Origin of the sequence: Anoxybacillus sp. FSL W8-0382 (genome assembly GCF_038003845.1) — a bacterium.
Classification (GTDB): domain Bacteria; phylum Bacillota; class Bacilli; order Bacillales; family Anoxybacillaceae; genus Anoxybacillus; species Anoxybacillus flavithermus_G.
In genome coordinates, this window is sequence record NZ_JBBOPX010000001.1 from 2,716,807 (window position 1) to 2,729,992 (window position 13,186).

Annotated in this window: 13 protein-coding genes and 1 pseudogene; 7 read left to right on the forward strand and 7 right to left on the reverse strand. The window is 39.4% G+C overall.

Features of this window, described 5'->3' with window-relative positions:
* The first annotated feature begins 253 nt into the window (after positions 1 to 253).
* Positions 254 to 1,702, forward strand: coding sequence for an IS66 family transposase (tnpC, locus tag NSS60_RS14380; RefSeq protein WP_340720937.1), 1,449 nt, complete (start codon positions 254 to 256; stop codon positions 1,700 to 1,702).
* Positions 1,703 to 1,804: 102 nt separating this feature from the next.
* On the opposite strand, the gene NSS60_RS14385 is transcribed toward tnpC, so the two are convergent.
* The 6 genes from NSS60_RS14385 to NSS60_RS14410 all read right to left on the reverse strand — a co-directional run bounded on the left by NSS60_RS14385 (position 1,805) and on the right by NSS60_RS14410 (position 7,417).
* On the reverse strand, positions 1,805 to 2,215 hold the full coding sequence (locus NSS60_RS14385; protein ID WP_004893178.1) for a hypothetical protein: 411 nt from the start codon (positions 2,213 to 2,215) through the stop codon (positions 1,805 to 1,807).
* 5 nt (positions 2,216 to 2,220) lie between these two features.
* Positions 2,221 to 2,901, reverse strand: coding sequence for an ABC transporter ATP-binding protein (locus NSS60_RS14390; protein ID WP_340720938.1), 681 nt, complete (start codon positions 2,899 to 2,901; stop codon positions 2,221 to 2,223).
* Between the two features lie 4 nt (positions 2,902 to 2,905).
* Entirely contained in the window at positions 2,906 to 4,204 is a 1,299-nt protein-coding gene (locus NSS60_RS14395) for an ABC transporter permease (protein WP_035019039.1), read from the reverse strand.
* A gap of 18 nt (positions 4,205 to 4,222) precedes the next feature.
* Positions 4,223 to 5,341, reverse strand: coding sequence for an ABC transporter permease (locus NSS60_RS14400; RefSeq protein ID WP_340720939.1), 1,119 nt, complete (start codon positions 5,339 to 5,341; stop codon positions 4,223 to 4,225).
* A gap of 90 nt (positions 5,342 to 5,431) precedes the next feature.
* Complete coding sequence (locus tag NSS60_RS14405) at positions 5,432 to 5,818, reverse strand: hypothetical protein (RefSeq protein ID WP_035019298.1); 387 nt, start codon at positions 5,816 to 5,818, stop codon at positions 5,432 to 5,434.
* Between the two features lie 249 nt (positions 5,819 to 6,067).
* Positions 6,068 to 7,417, reverse strand: a complete 1,350-nt coding sequence (locus tag NSS60_RS14410; RefSeq protein ID WP_075039588.1) for an ISLre2 family transposase — start codon at positions 7,415 to 7,417, stop codon at positions 6,068 to 6,070.
* Between the two features lie 246 nt (positions 7,418 to 7,663).
* Between NSS60_RS14410 and NSS60_RS14415 the strand changes: the two genes are divergently transcribed.
* From NSS60_RS14415 to NSS60_RS14440, 6 genes are all read left to right on the forward strand, one after another.
* Positions 7,664 to 7,834 carry a hypothetical protein gene (locus NSS60_RS14415; protein ID WP_003397145.1) on the forward strand — a complete coding sequence of 57 codons (171 nt, stop codon included), beginning with the start codon at positions 7,664 to 7,666 and terminating at the stop codon, positions 7,832 to 7,834.
* Between the two features lie 20 nt (positions 7,835 to 7,854).
* Positions 7,855 to 8,493, forward strand: coding sequence for a class 1 isoprenoid biosynthesis enzyme (locus NSS60_RS14420; protein WP_230456236.1), 639 nt, complete (start codon positions 7,855 to 7,857; stop codon positions 8,491 to 8,493).
* A gap of 221 nt (positions 8,494 to 8,714) precedes the next feature.
* Positions 8,715 to 10,040 (forward strand): RNA-guided endonuclease IscB, encoded by a 1,326-nt coding sequence (gene iscB / locus NSS60_RS14425; RefSeq protein WP_192949543.1) that lies wholly within the window; start codon positions 8,715 to 8,717, stop codon positions 10,038 to 10,040.
* Positions 10,033 to 10,335, forward strand: a complete 303-nt coding sequence (locus NSS60_RS14430) for a hypothetical protein (protein WP_035019041.1) — start codon at positions 10,033 to 10,035, stop codon at positions 10,333 to 10,335. Before iscB ends, NSS60_RS14430 begins: the two co-directional genes overlap by 8 nt.
* Positions 10,336 to 10,456: 121 nt before the next feature.
* A complete protein-coding gene (locus NSS60_RS14435) occupies positions 10,457 to 11,905 on the forward strand; it encodes an ATP-binding protein (RefSeq protein ID WP_230456264.1) in 1,449 nt (482 codons plus the stop codon).
* On the forward strand, positions 11,895 to 12,497 hold the full coding sequence (locus NSS60_RS14440; protein ID WP_004893188.1) for a response regulator transcription factor: 603 nt from the start codon (positions 11,895 to 11,897) through the stop codon (positions 12,495 to 12,497). The genes NSS60_RS14435 and NSS60_RS14440 overlap by 11 nt, the downstream gene beginning before the upstream one ends.
* Here the strand turns inward: NSS60_RS14440 and NSS60_RS14445 are convergent.
* Positions 12,498 to 13,103, reverse strand: a pseudogene (locus NSS60_RS14445) (IS982 family transposase); the annotation flags it as partial.
* Positions 13,104 to 13,186 lie beyond the last annotated feature (83 nt).

Genomic DNA, 13,186 nt, shown 5'->3' on the forward strand with positions numbered 1-13,186 from the left:
TCCAATCTTTTTACTCGATGATGCGCATCATCTTCTATAATTAAGGACAATCTACATATGCAAAAAGTTTTATCTATAAAATTTTTAAAAATAAAAAAAGAGGTTTCTTACAGGTACCTCCCATACATGTTTATTAAACAAATATATTTCTATTGAAAGAACGTAACTATTCAGCCACATCATAAAGTGAGCTGAATATTTTTTGCTTTTCCTGTCCATGATGTGAATATTGATAGACAAGGAGGTGAATCGCATGTTGACGGTACAACAAGCTGTATTTACAGTTGAAAGCTTAATCAGCAAAGTCCAACAACAAAAGCAGCTCATTACTCACCAACAACAAGTCATTGAGCAACTGTTGAAAGAAAACAAACAGCTACGCAAAGAAAATGAACAACTGAAGTACCGTGTTCAAGAGCTGGAAGCACGCACGAAAAAAAACAGCTCCAATAGCCATTTGCCCCCATCTTCTGACCGTTTTGCCAACACACGTTCTTCTCGTCAACCATCTGGCAACAAGCCAGGCGGACAAGAAGGACATCAAGGAACGACGCTCCGTCAAGTGGAACATCCACATCATCGTGTCGTCCACCGTGTGCATACGTGTCAAGGATGTGGGGTTTCTTTGCGTGACGTCAAACCGTTCAAAGTCGATATCCGTCAAGTGTTTGATGTCCCTCCTGTGGCGATCGAGGTGACACAACATGAACGTGAAGTGAAATCGTGTCCGCATTGTCGATGCGTGCAACAAGCCGAATTCCCATCCCATGTCACGAATCATGTGCAATACGGTCCACGCCTTACTGCGCTCGTTGTTTATTTACATCATATCCAATTGATCCCGTACAAGCGTTTAAGTGATACAATCGAAGCGTTATATCAACACTCGATTAGTACGGGAACTCTTGCCAATATGGTGAAACGAGGACGCGAAGCGCTGGAATCAAATATGGACATCATCGAAGACGACTTACTTGAATCCAACATCCTGCATGTCGATGAAACGAGTTTGCGCATCAATGGGAAACTCGCATGGGTGCATGTCGCGTGTACATCGAAATATACGTACTTGGCTCCTCACGTTTCTCGTGGAAAGAAAGCGACCGATGATATCGGGATTCTTCCGCGGTATCAAGGGACGATGATGCACGATGGATTCGGTACGTATCCAAAATACACGCAAGTCACCCATGCCCTTTGTCACACCCATCATTTGCGTGAGTTAAAAGGCTTCATCGAACAAGGGCATACATGGGCATCGCGCATGACGACGTTTCTGTTAGCCGCCAAACAGGCCGTCGAAGCTCATCACGGTGCGCTTTCCGAAGAAGAAGCGAAACGATGGGAACGAGTGTATGATCGCATCCTAGAAAGAGCACAACACCGATTGGAAACGGCGACGCCTCTTCCGAAAAAAGCACTCGCTTTTGTTCGACGGCTTCAGAAACGAAAGGAAGAAGCGTTGCGTTTCTTACGTGAAGTACATGTTCCCTTTGACAACAACCAAGCCGAACGCGATCTTCGCATGGTTAAAGTCAAAGAGAACATTTCGGGTACGTTTCGCGAAGAAACATTCGCCCAGTCTTTTTGTATCACAAGAAGCATCGTTTCCACACTGACGAAACACGAAAAAAACGTGTGGGATTCGTTATGTCTTCTGTTGACGGGTGACACGCTCTATCGCGTTCTTTCTACCACTTAGGGCATTTTCTATTACGGGGATGCCCTATTTGTGTTGGGTTTCTTTACATACTACTATCGGGGTGAATAGTTACGAAAGAACAACCATCGAAGCGCGACCGTCTCATTCAATGCTTTTTAATAAGAGTATATATTTTCCATCTGTATCTTTGTTTGTGTAATATTTCGCCCTCCATACTCCTTTTTGTGGTGTTATATTCAATTGCTTATTTAACGGTTGCGTAGCCGTGACTTCTCCTCGATCGATGATATTTCCTTTTGGATCGTACAGCTCATATGTCAAACTACCGCCTTTGAGCTGAATGCGATGGTCAATATGCAACTTTTCGTACTTTATTTTATTCACCTCAATGGTTGCTTCGAAAACACGATATTTTTCCTCATACTGTTCAGGTAAAAATAATCCTTCTGCGGATGATTCAAATGTCTCTTTGTATATGAACGTATAATACAATATGCCTAACAAAACAATAAACGTAAGACTGCCGAACAAAAGCAACAACTTTTTGCTCATTCACACTACCCCTTTCCCTTATCTAGCTGAATGCATCCATCACTAAGATAAATCATCCGATTAGCATAAGAAGCTATTTTTTCATCATGTGTAATGACAATGATACATTTCCCCTCTTCGTTCATTTGTTGAAGGAGCTCCGTTACTTTCTCACCATTTTGACGATCAAGCGATCCTGTCGGTTCATCAGCTAAAACGATGTTCGTTTCCGCTACCATCGCCCTTGCAATGGCAACACGTTGTTTTTGTCCCCCCGATAGCTTAGAAACATTCTTTTGTCGCAAATGAAAAATGCCAAGCTTGTTTAAGTAATATTCAACTTTTTCGCGTCGCTCCTTTTTTGACATGTTTCGTTTTAATAATGGGAGTTCAACGTTTTCAAATACAGTGAAGTTTGTCATTAATGCGAATTGTTGGAAAATGAAGCTAACCTTTTTATTGCGAATATCGCTTAGCTGTCTGTCATTTAATCTCGTTACATCTTCCCCTTCAAGTCGATATACTCCTTCTGTCGGGACATCCATACATCCGATAATATTTAATAAAGTCGATTTTCCCGATCCAGAAGGTCCCATAATTGAAATAAACTCTCCACGTTCAATTTGTAGACTTACCTGACTTAGTGCCTTCGTCGCGTATTCATCCTTACCATATATTTTTGTTACATTTTGTAATTCAATGAACATCTATTTATTCCCTCCCTTCCACCAAATTGCGCAATACTAATTTATTTACGTTCCAAAGTGGAATAAATGAAGATAGCAAAACTATAAAACATGAAACAACCATAATTTTTACGTACAACGACCAAGTGAACGCTTGCAAACGAATGTTATATTCAAAAAATGTATCTTGCCATTCTGTCCAATAACTTAGCACAACACCGATAATGGCTGAAGTCATCACAAGTAAAAACAATTCCATCACAACTATTCGCCTGATATCACGTTTGCTTGCCCCAGTCACCATCATGACCCCAATATCGTATTTACGTGCTTGGATAGAAGATATCATCACAGAAATTACCCCAATGAGTGTAACAACAACGAAAAACAAGCCAACCATAAAAGTAAATCGGGCGCTTTGTTTTGTATTATTTTTATACTCTTTCATCTCATTGGAAATTGTTTTTAACGTCGGATAAATACCAAGCTCTTTCCCTTTCTGTTCGATAGTTTTCTCGACAGATGAAAACTCCCGCTTATCAGATAACTGCAAAAATAGGTTGTTTAGCCGCACTGCAACATCCATCGGTCTTCCATCTCTTTCCTCAGGAAAATATGGAGCGACAAAAAAACGATCTAGCTCATTCGCGTGATCAATAAGATAATCATTGGCGGATAACCATTTCGCCCCTTGTTCCAATATCCCAACGACTTCGTATGTAACAAAAAACGCATTCTCTCCTAATCCAGCTAGAGCTTGAAACCGATCTCCAATGTGAAATACATCGTGATAATCATATCCTATTAAAATAGGAATCACATCTTTGTTTGTTTTCTCAAAGTCCTCTTTGCTTAGTTCCCTTCCTTTCATTAATTGAAACTTTGAAAAAAGACGATATATGTCATAGTCGAAATATATAATTTTTGTACTATCTGTATATGATTCCATACGAGTATTTGCATACAATTGTTCATTTTTTCGCATGTATCGTTTTTTATTTACGAAGTTTTGTGGACTAATCGTCGTTTCTTCAAAAGATCCGTATCCCTTTACATTTGGTATTGTTTTTATAAATTTTTCAAGTTTGCGAAATCTCTCTACAAACCATTGACTATCGTCACCATCTGGAATAAACAATCGAATGGTCGTTTCTTCTTTCATATGCGTAACAGAAAATAGTTGTTTTTGTTGATAACGAATTGTCTCGATTGTGATCAGCGCATGATTGATGACCCAAAATGATACAATGAGTTGAACGATCATTAATACTATGATCCATTTTCTTTGCCACATGCTTTTCAAATTGAGTAGCATATACTTCATTTTTTATCTCCTCAATTTCTACTTTTTATGTATGACATGAATAGGTTGCACACGAAAAACACGAAAAGCTGGAACGATAATTGCAATTAGTGATGAGCAAAAAACAAATCCAATTGCTGCTGAAAAGTGCAACAAAGAAATGCGTAATGGGAATCCTACCCATTTTTCAAATATATGCTGAAATAGCCATTGCACACCATACCCAAAAACGACTGCAATACTACATAATACAACCATTTCACTAAAAATCATAAAAACGATGTCGCGATTCGTATATCCGAACGCTTTCCTTATTCCAATTTCATATATTCTCTCTTGTACCCAATAAAACGATAAATTCACAACATTAACTAAAGAAAGTAAGTAAATAAGAACGATAAGCATTAGGCGATCACCAATATCAATTCGGAACGATAACTGTGCTTCGTATGGAAAAGAATCAATGCTTGCTTGTGGAAATAACTTCTCTGCTTGCATACGAATAGATTTTTCATCCTTGTACGTATCTTTTTTAGCATTATAGAGTGTCAATGTAATTTGCTGCTGACTTAATAATTTACTAATAACACTCGGGGGTAATGACGTCATTGGAATAAGAACTTGTGAATCCAATAATCTTGAATTTTCTCCCGTTAGCCCAATTATCCCAATACACTTGTATCGCTCACCCGATAAGACAATATAGCGCTCATTCCCAATGATCGTTGTATCTTTTTCCCATTCGGATCCTATAAGAGCTACTTTCTCTCCCGTTCTTATTTCTTTCTCAGTAAAATAACGTCCTTCCTTTATAGGTAGACGGGGCTCAACAGACTCCCTTACATGTTCCAGGGTCACCATGATAGGCATGCCATCATGCAAAAGAGCCACACCTTCTAATATAATCCCTGTTTCCTGATCTATATTGTCAAACAATCGAAAAAGATCATTCCATGTTGGTTCATGTGAAAATGTCACCATTAGCTTTGTTGCATGTGGCGGAGCATACTGTTCAAGCTGTCTTTGAAGTAAATGAGAATAATTTATGCTAGAAATACCGATTGAAATCATCAGTAGTGATATAACTAAACCTAAAACGGCAAAGGCAGTTGTAAATGGATGAGCACGCCATTGACTCTTAAAAGATTGAAAGGACATATAAAAACCACCTTCCACAAACACGATAAATCAAAATGAAACGAAAATAAATAAGCATTAGGCTTATTTATTTTCGCTTTACAGAAGGTATCAATCATCACGTAATGAACGGACAACTAACTCTTTGTTCGTAGCTGTATCATTAATGGAATGGCGACTTTGATAGACATCTACACCTGTCCAAGAGTAAGTTGCTTGAGCCCATTCCTTATCCTCTTGATATTTGTATCCTTGCATTTTATTATTTTTCCACATTTCTAACCTTACAGCTACTTTGTAACCACTCTTAGGATTGACAAATTTTGTCTCCGCTACTGCATTATCATTATCAAATAAATTCCAATCAACATCCAACTTATAATTTGCTTGCAAACCTTTGTATTCTAATATCCCGCTCTGAACCTCAGCATATACATGCGCACCTGATAGTAAAGCCGTACAAAGACCTAAAGATGCAAGGGCAGTCTTAGTCTTCATTTTCAATTCAACATCCTCCCTTACGAAATATTCTCTTCTGAGCCGGCTCGCTTTCAGTCTATCACAAACTTCCATCCTATCATATCCGTATTTTCCGCAAATTTCATTGCGGAAAATAGTTTGAGTCAAGACTTTGTGGGAGATTTTTTTCTCGACCGATTTTTTTGGTTATATATGGTTTTATAAAATCGTTATATGTAAGCGCTTTTACTTACTCTCATCCTGTAGGTATGTGCGTTTTCTCTCGTTTTAAAAACCTTTCAATGCTTGCAATGCCTCGTAAATCGGTGTCCCTGAAGATTGGCGAAGGTATGGGATGTTATCTCGTACCACTTCTGTCATTTGCGTTTGCACGCGCTTCAGTGCCTTTTTCACGATCGTTTCTCGTTTCGTTTCTTCTCGTTCTTCCACGCCATACATCACTCCATCGCGTGTCCGAATGAGTAACGTATCTTTTATCGCGACGATCGCTCGCAACATCGCTTCAATCCCTGCATCCCTCCAACTTCGACCGTTTTTACTTCGTTTCGCAAACACATGCATCGTTCCTTCCGCACTCCCCATCGCCCTCATGTTTGTCGTGTCAATCCCTTTTTCCTTCAACCATACGCGATAGTCACGTAAACATCCTGGTATCTCCTCGATTCGACGAACAAGCGCCTCGAGTTGCTTTTCCTTCTCCTCATGTTCTAACGTACCGATGGCACTTGTGAGTTCTCGTAACACACCTTCTTCATCCCATGATGCTAACTTCTTTCGAATCACCCGATATCTCGCATGACCTCGGAACAATTGACGAATCTCTCTTGCCACATGGAACCGATCAAGCTGAAAGTACCCCCTGTCCCCGAAATATTCTCGACACGCTGTAATCCATGGGGCTCCATCTCCATTGATGACCACCCAATCCTCAAACGGATCATAGCTGTATTCCTTCATCAGAAAATTCTCTACAGCTTCCCAAATCGGTTCATTCGTTTGATGAACCATATACCGTCGATTCACTAAGGATACGCGTTTCCCGTTTTTCTCCCATCCTTGGTGAATCGTGATGATCTTTTCTTCTTTTCCTTTGATGCGGCTTCGTTGACGTTTCACGTACAACCCGTCTGCTTCGATAAAAAACACGCGCCCTTTTTTCTCCATCGCACGGTGCCCTTCCACCTCTGCCTCGATGATGGACTGGCGAATCGTTTCGTGACTCATACATGCATACCCCACCAGCTTTTCAAGCGACTGCGCAGCCTGTCGATACGAAGAACCCGTCACGGCGAGATGAATCGCTGTCTCCTCTAATAGCGGACTCACTCCATGCGCCCCATCGAACTGAAGAAAGACATCGAGTAAAGACGTATACACCTTTTTTTCACGGTCAAAGTAGTAGTTTCGCTTCACTTCCACCTCTCCAAATAGCGTTTGGAGTCGGATCGTCCGCTTATCTTTGAGCGCATATCGTTTCTTGTCCCGCTGTTCTGCCAATGTGCGGTCGATCTCCTCCAACACCTGTTGAAGGAGATGACCATATTGTTTTTGCATATGTCTAAATAAAGACTGTTCGATCTCTTTTAATGTCAAGCCGTTTGTGATATAATCCTGCATGGGCTCCACTCCTTTCTTTGGTTGTATTTTTTTTTCACACTTACTACCTTACCAGGAGGAGAGCCCGTTTTTCATCTATTTTGCTTACATATCTGACAGGTTCCTTATTATACCAAATCAGGAACCTGTCTTTTTTTCTCCCACAAACATTTTACTCATACCGGAAAATACCTATTTTTCAAAAAATAAATGACAAATGTTTCATTATAAAGTAGAATTTTGTATAAAAAGAGGGGAAGATAAGAGATGGAAAAGAACTTATGGACAGTTATTCAGCAGCTATATACGAAAAAAGTTATTACACAAGAAGACTGGGATAACGCAAGAGTACAGCTTTCTTCTGACGCGTTTCTTTCACTTACAGAGTATTTTAACAATCAAGGGATAACTAAAGAAAAAGGAGATCAGTGGCTTTGACTTATATAGGAAGAAGAGAAATGCAGTCATTTATGCTGCACTATTTAGACGAATACTCTCTCATTCAAAAAGAAATATGTGAACGTATTCAATTTTTACTCCATTCCCCTGGAAAATTATTTCATGAACATACACGTTTTTGCTGGGGGGAGTTCTATACTTATATCGCGAAATTTCACAACCATGTACAAACTGAAATGGTTATTCCATATGCTGTTGCCATTGAATTTTTAATTTTAGCAACAGATCTATTTGATGATATTGCAGACGAAGAAAAAAACAATAATGTGAGAGAACACGCATCTATGGGTGAAATGATTACGATAGCTAATACATTATTTGTCGAGGCCATACATTTAATTGCTTTGCATACACCTCGAAACTTAAAAAGAGAAATATGTCGCATGATGAAAGAACTGAAGGAAGCATGTAATGGACAATGGAGCGATTTGCACTTTACTATTGACACATCCGTTCCAACAGAAGAACAATATTTTAAACTAATCTCGCAAAAATCATCATCATTAACAAGACTTGTTTGTCAACTAGGAGCTGGTTCTTTGGCGTACAAGTGGTACGATATTGCAACATATATTGGAATAAGTGGTCAACTGCGTAATGATGCAAAGGATATTTTATGTCAACAACCCAATGACTAAAGTCATGGGCTTGTAAGCCCCATGTTGACCAGACCAAGGCTTGAAACAGAGCCTACGTTATAGATGTCATGACACGTTCGGGTGCTTCTCCAGCCCGTTCCTCTGTCGTGCAAGGTTAAACAAGCGTGGTGGGTAGCGCTAGTGTCTTGCACATAACAAGCATCTATAACATGGTCGAGGAGAATATGACCTGCTTTATGCAGAGGAAAGGGGAGAACCCTATGGTTTTTGTGTTAGACACAAACAAACGTCCGCTTGCTCCTTGTCACGAAGCAGTTGCAAGAAAGCTGTTGAAACAAGGGAAGGCGGCGATTTACAGGCGATTTCCATTTACCATCATCTTGAAAAAATCAGTAGACGAATCAGAAATTAAAGCAACATATCGGCTAAAAATCGACTATGGAAGCAGGCATACAGGATTAGCGATTTTGCGAGGACAAGAAGTGGTATGGTTAGGGCAACTTGACCATCGCACAGACATCAAGGAAAGAATAGATAAAAGGCGTGCTTTTCGTCGAGCAAGACGAAATCGAAAAACAAGATACAGAAAACCACGCTTTCTGAACCGCAAGCGAAAGGAGGGGTGGTTGCCGTCATCACTAGAGAGTCGTGTGCAAAATATCCAAACATGGGTTAACCGCCTAAAGAAGTTATGCCCCATTGGGTATATATCATACGAAAATGCCAAATTCGACACGCAACTCATGCGAAATCCTGAAATCAATGGTGTAGAGTATCAACAAGGCACGCTACAAGGATATGAAGTACGGGAGTATTTGCTTGAAAAGTTTGGGCGGAAGTGTTGTTATTGCGGAAAAGAAAATGTTCCACTTGAAGTGGAGCATATCATTCCAAAATCGAGAGGTGGAACAGACCGAGTGGATAACCTATGTCTTGCCTGTCATGACTGTAATCAGCGCAAAGGAAGTAAGACAGCAGAAGAATTCGGGTATCCGCACATTCAAAAGCAAGTCAAAGAATCATTAAAGGATGCAAGTGCTATCAACTCGACAAGATGGAAAGCGTATGAAGTGTTAAAGCAGACAGGATTAGATGTCGAGTGTGGAACAGGTGCACGAACAAAAATGAATCGTATTCGTTTAGACTTGCCGAAAACACATTATTTTGACGCTTGTTGTGTAGGCGAAAGCACAACAAATCACTTATATTTCAAAACAAAAGAAGTGTTATTTATCAAGGCAAAAGGGCGTGGTAGTCGCTCTCGTACAAACCTAGATAGATATGGCTTCCCAAGAGGTTATCTTGCAAGACAAAAGTTCTTCTTTGGCTTCCAAACAGGGGACATGGTTAAGGCTGTTGTCCCAAGAGGGAAATATCAAGGCGTTTGGTTTGGCGAAGTCGCATGTAGAAAGACTGGAAGTTTCGATATTAAAGGCAAGGACGGAAAGCGTATCGCACAAGGAATAAATTATAGATATGTCCAAGTCATTCAGCGATTTGACGGATATGCTTATGGAAAGGGGGGGCGGAACTTGCGTAAGGTGCAATTCCTCGTCGTGCCTAAAGGCAGGGGCTTCCTTGCGTAAGTTTCGTGACCAAAAAAATGACTTGACATGTAAAAAAGCGACTTTGCCTCTTATTAAGGCCTTAGAATACAGTTTGATGCATGATAATGGGTGGTTATTGAACAAACTAAATTGCCCTAATTTTACAGACCATATTTCATTAATAAGAAATTATATACAAAAAACGGGGGCATTGGACTACTGTTTTGTTCTCTCTGATATATACATGAAACGTGCAATAAAACAAGTAGAAATTTGCTTTCCAACAAAACAAGAAGCCATTTATGAACTAAAAACATACTTAGAAAGTTCGTGATACAATGAATAGACATTTTACAATGATTTGGTTTTTCTCACTTCTCCTTATTACTTATATTTTGATCGAATCACATGAAAAATATATGAAACACCCGTATTATATTGTTCTATTCATCGGGATGTTTTTCTTGTTAATTGGTAAATATACGTATATTCAAAAACCAACATCCATCGTTGTACAACGTTTTTTTGCTTTAATGTGTGTTAGTGCCATTGCAATCATATCTGCCATTCCTTCAAGTCGAGGTGTGCAGACAGCACAAATGGTTGAAGCTTTCGCTGTTTGTTTAGCGCCTTACGCACTTCTCGAATTTTTTAAATATTTTCCAAGTTCAACGAGACCAAGAACTTTCCACTATGTTTCCTCTATTACAAAGTGGACGAGTATCATTTGTTTCGTCACTTATGTTGGAGGAAGTGTAGCTGCAGATGAGACATCTATAAAAACCATTGCTCGATTGTTTATCGTACTAAATATTGTTATGGCTGTTGGCACATGCGTCGCATTAATTACGTTCCATCTTCGCTCGAACTCGAAAAAAATAAAAAACGAATTGTTTGTACTTATTGTTGGACTATGTTTATCATTTTCACCTGTTATACTTTTAAGCCTCCTTCCAAACATGTTATTTGGTGTTTCGTTTCTTTCGTTTTATTACACGCTAACAAGTATGATTTTCTTTCCTCTAGTTCTTTCATACTTATTAACTAAGCAAGGGATTGCAAATTGGCGTGTTGCTGCAAAGAAGATGGGTAGAAAAATTGCCGTTTTATGTATAAGTTTAATTATTTGTAATGTTGTACTGTTAGTGATCGATCACCATATCCCTTTATTTCCTGTAAACATATTTCTTATCTTTTCTATTACTATATATCAAACTATTCAAGTGTACTTCACACACCGAACAGAACAAACAACGGATCGTTTGACTAATAAACAGGCATATTCCATTCAAGAATATGAAAAATGGAAGCTTGCCATGTTTTTGCATGATGAAATATTGCAAGGGCTTATCGCCATTTGGCAAAGGATTCAATTGGGAAAAAATGAAGAAAGCGAGAAACAAATTCACAATTTATTACAAAGTAAAATTCGTGAAGTACGTAACATGTGTGAACATTTATATCCGATGTTTGTTGAAGATATAGGCTTAGAAAATAGCTTATATGAGTTACGAAATAAAATTCGCATGGAGAGTCATCTTGATATTGAAGTGTATTATGACTTAGGATTACGAATTATTCCTTCGACATTGCAAGTCACTCTTTACCGGATTATTCGTGAGCTTACTTATAACGCTGTCAAACACGCAGAAGCTACATCCATCATTATTTCCATATGCGAAGAAGATGATATTTTGCACATTTCTGTTGAAGATGATGGGAAAGGGTTTTCTATCCCTATAAACACATATGACGCAATTAAACAACATCACTTCGGATTAGCTTCAGTTGAAAAGCAACTACATACGTTAGGCGGAAGATGGGATATTTATTCCGACCAACAACTTGGCACGAGAATTTTTATAATGATTCCATTTGACGAGGTGGAAAAATATGATGATTAGAGTGCTATTAGTCGATGATCATATACTTGTGATGGACGGCATGGCAGAATTACTCGAAAGAGAAGAGGATATAAAAATTGTTGGCACAGTTTTGCAGTTATCTTGTTTACAAGAAGCAATCGAAACGTTAAATCCTCATGTTGTTGTTATGGATATTCGTTTAAAAGACGGGAATGGTTTAGAATGGACAAAAAAGATAAAATTGTTGTATCCAGATCGCCACGTGGTCGTCTTATCCGGCTACAATTATAATGAGTACATACGCGCTGCTAAACAAGCGGGTGCTTCCGCATTTGTTACAAAAGAAGATTCGATTCTTCATTTAGCAACTGCCATTCGACAAGCACATCAAGGGTTTTCATTTTTCCCGAGCAACATAGATGAAAGTAGCAACACCCCGCTAACAAAAATGGAGCTAATTATTCTAAAATTAATTGCTCAAGATAAAACGAATGAAGACATTAGTAATTCATTGAATGTAAGTAAGAGAACAGTAGAACACCATGTTTCTTCAATTATAAAAAAGCTCCGTGTTGATTCTCGTGTTGGTGCAGTCGTCAAAGCAATAAAGGAAGGAATGATTGAACTATAAAATGTAGCCCCTGTATGAATAGGGGTGAGGAATTTGAGTCATGACGGTTTCCGCTGCGGTTCGATCGTGACAGGACGCCTCCGTTACCACGTATCCCATAGGTAGTCCTTGGTCGGTCACTTGAAGATGAAACTTAAACCCATAGTACCACTGCTTTTTCGACGCACAAAGTCCGATGTCCGCGATCCCTTGGAATCGTTTGACACGGTACATTCTTGCGGCATGGCACAACTCGAGTGGCATGCTATCTACTACCGCATAGGCATGGTGTTGACCACGTTTCGCTAGTTCATGACGAATCCATTTGATCGCAAAGCGCAGCGCTCGGCAACGGCGATTGTATCGGGATCGTTCGATAAACTGCCCATCGGTAAATAAATTTCCCTCCACAAAGCGATGCCATGCGCGTTCGGAAGAGCAGCCAAGTAGCTTTCCCAAAAGATGAATGGCCATGATCACCGCGTCTTCTTGTTTCGCCAAATGACGATTGCGACGTTGAAGATAGAATTGAATTTGTGACAGCTGGGCAGAAACAAAAAAGAAAATGACTGCATATTGTTTTTGAATCTTCGCTTGATCTGTAGTAAAACGAAAGTGCTCTTGCATGAGGATTCTCCTTTCGAATGTTGGATCGGAATGTTGGATCGCACTTTCATTCTACAGGACATCCACAAGCAAGAGCTATTTTT

What these genes read in the sequence shown, in the direction of transcription:
- NSS60_RS14410 (WP_075039588.1), bottom strand. Translation starts at nt 7,417, where the DNA reads ATGCAGGATTATATCACAAACGGCTTGACATTAAAAGAGATCGAACAG.
- NSS60_RS14385 (WP_004893178.1), bottom strand. Translation starts at nt 2,215, where the DNA reads ATGAGCAAAAAGTTGTTGCTTTTGTTCGGCAGTCTTACGTTTATTGTT.
- NSS60_RS14420 (WP_230456236.1), top strand. Translation starts at nt 7,855, where the DNA reads ATGCAGTCATTTATGCTGCACTATTTAGACGAATACTCTCTCATTCAA.
- NSS60_RS14435 (WP_230456264.1), top strand. Translation starts at nt 10,457, where the DNA reads ATGTTTTTCTTGTTAATTGGTAAATATACGTATATTCAAAAACCAACA.
- tnpC (WP_340720937.1), top strand. Translation starts at nt 254, where the DNA reads ATGTTGACGGTACAACAAGCTGTATTTACAGTTGAAAGCTTAATCAGC.
- NSS60_RS14400 (WP_340720939.1), bottom strand. Translation starts at nt 5,341, where the DNA reads ATGTCCTTTCAATCTTTTAAGAGTCAATGGCGTGCTCATCCATTTACA.
- NSS60_RS14405 (WP_035019298.1), bottom strand. Translation starts at nt 5,818, where the DNA reads ATGAAGACTAAGACTGCCCTTGCATCTTTAGGTCTTTGTACGGCTTTA.
- NSS60_RS14390 (WP_340720938.1), bottom strand. Translation starts at nt 2,901, where the DNA reads ATGTTCATTGAATTACAAAATGTAACAAAAATATATGGTAAGGATGAA.
- iscB (WP_192949543.1), top strand. Translation starts at nt 8,715, where the DNA reads ATGGTTTTTGTGTTAGACACAAACAAACGTCCGCTTGCTCCTTGTCAC.
- NSS60_RS14395 (WP_035019039.1), bottom strand. Translation starts at nt 4,204, where the DNA reads ATGAAGTATATGCTACTCAATTTGAAAAGCATGTGGCAAAGAAAATGG.
- NSS60_RS14415 (WP_003397145.1), top strand. Translation starts at nt 7,664, where the DNA reads ATGGAAAAGAACTTATGGACAGTTATTCAGCAGCTATATACGAAAAAA.
- NSS60_RS14440 (WP_004893188.1), top strand. Translation starts at nt 11,895, where the DNA reads ATGATGATTAGAGTGCTATTAGTCGATGATCATATACTTGTGATGGAC.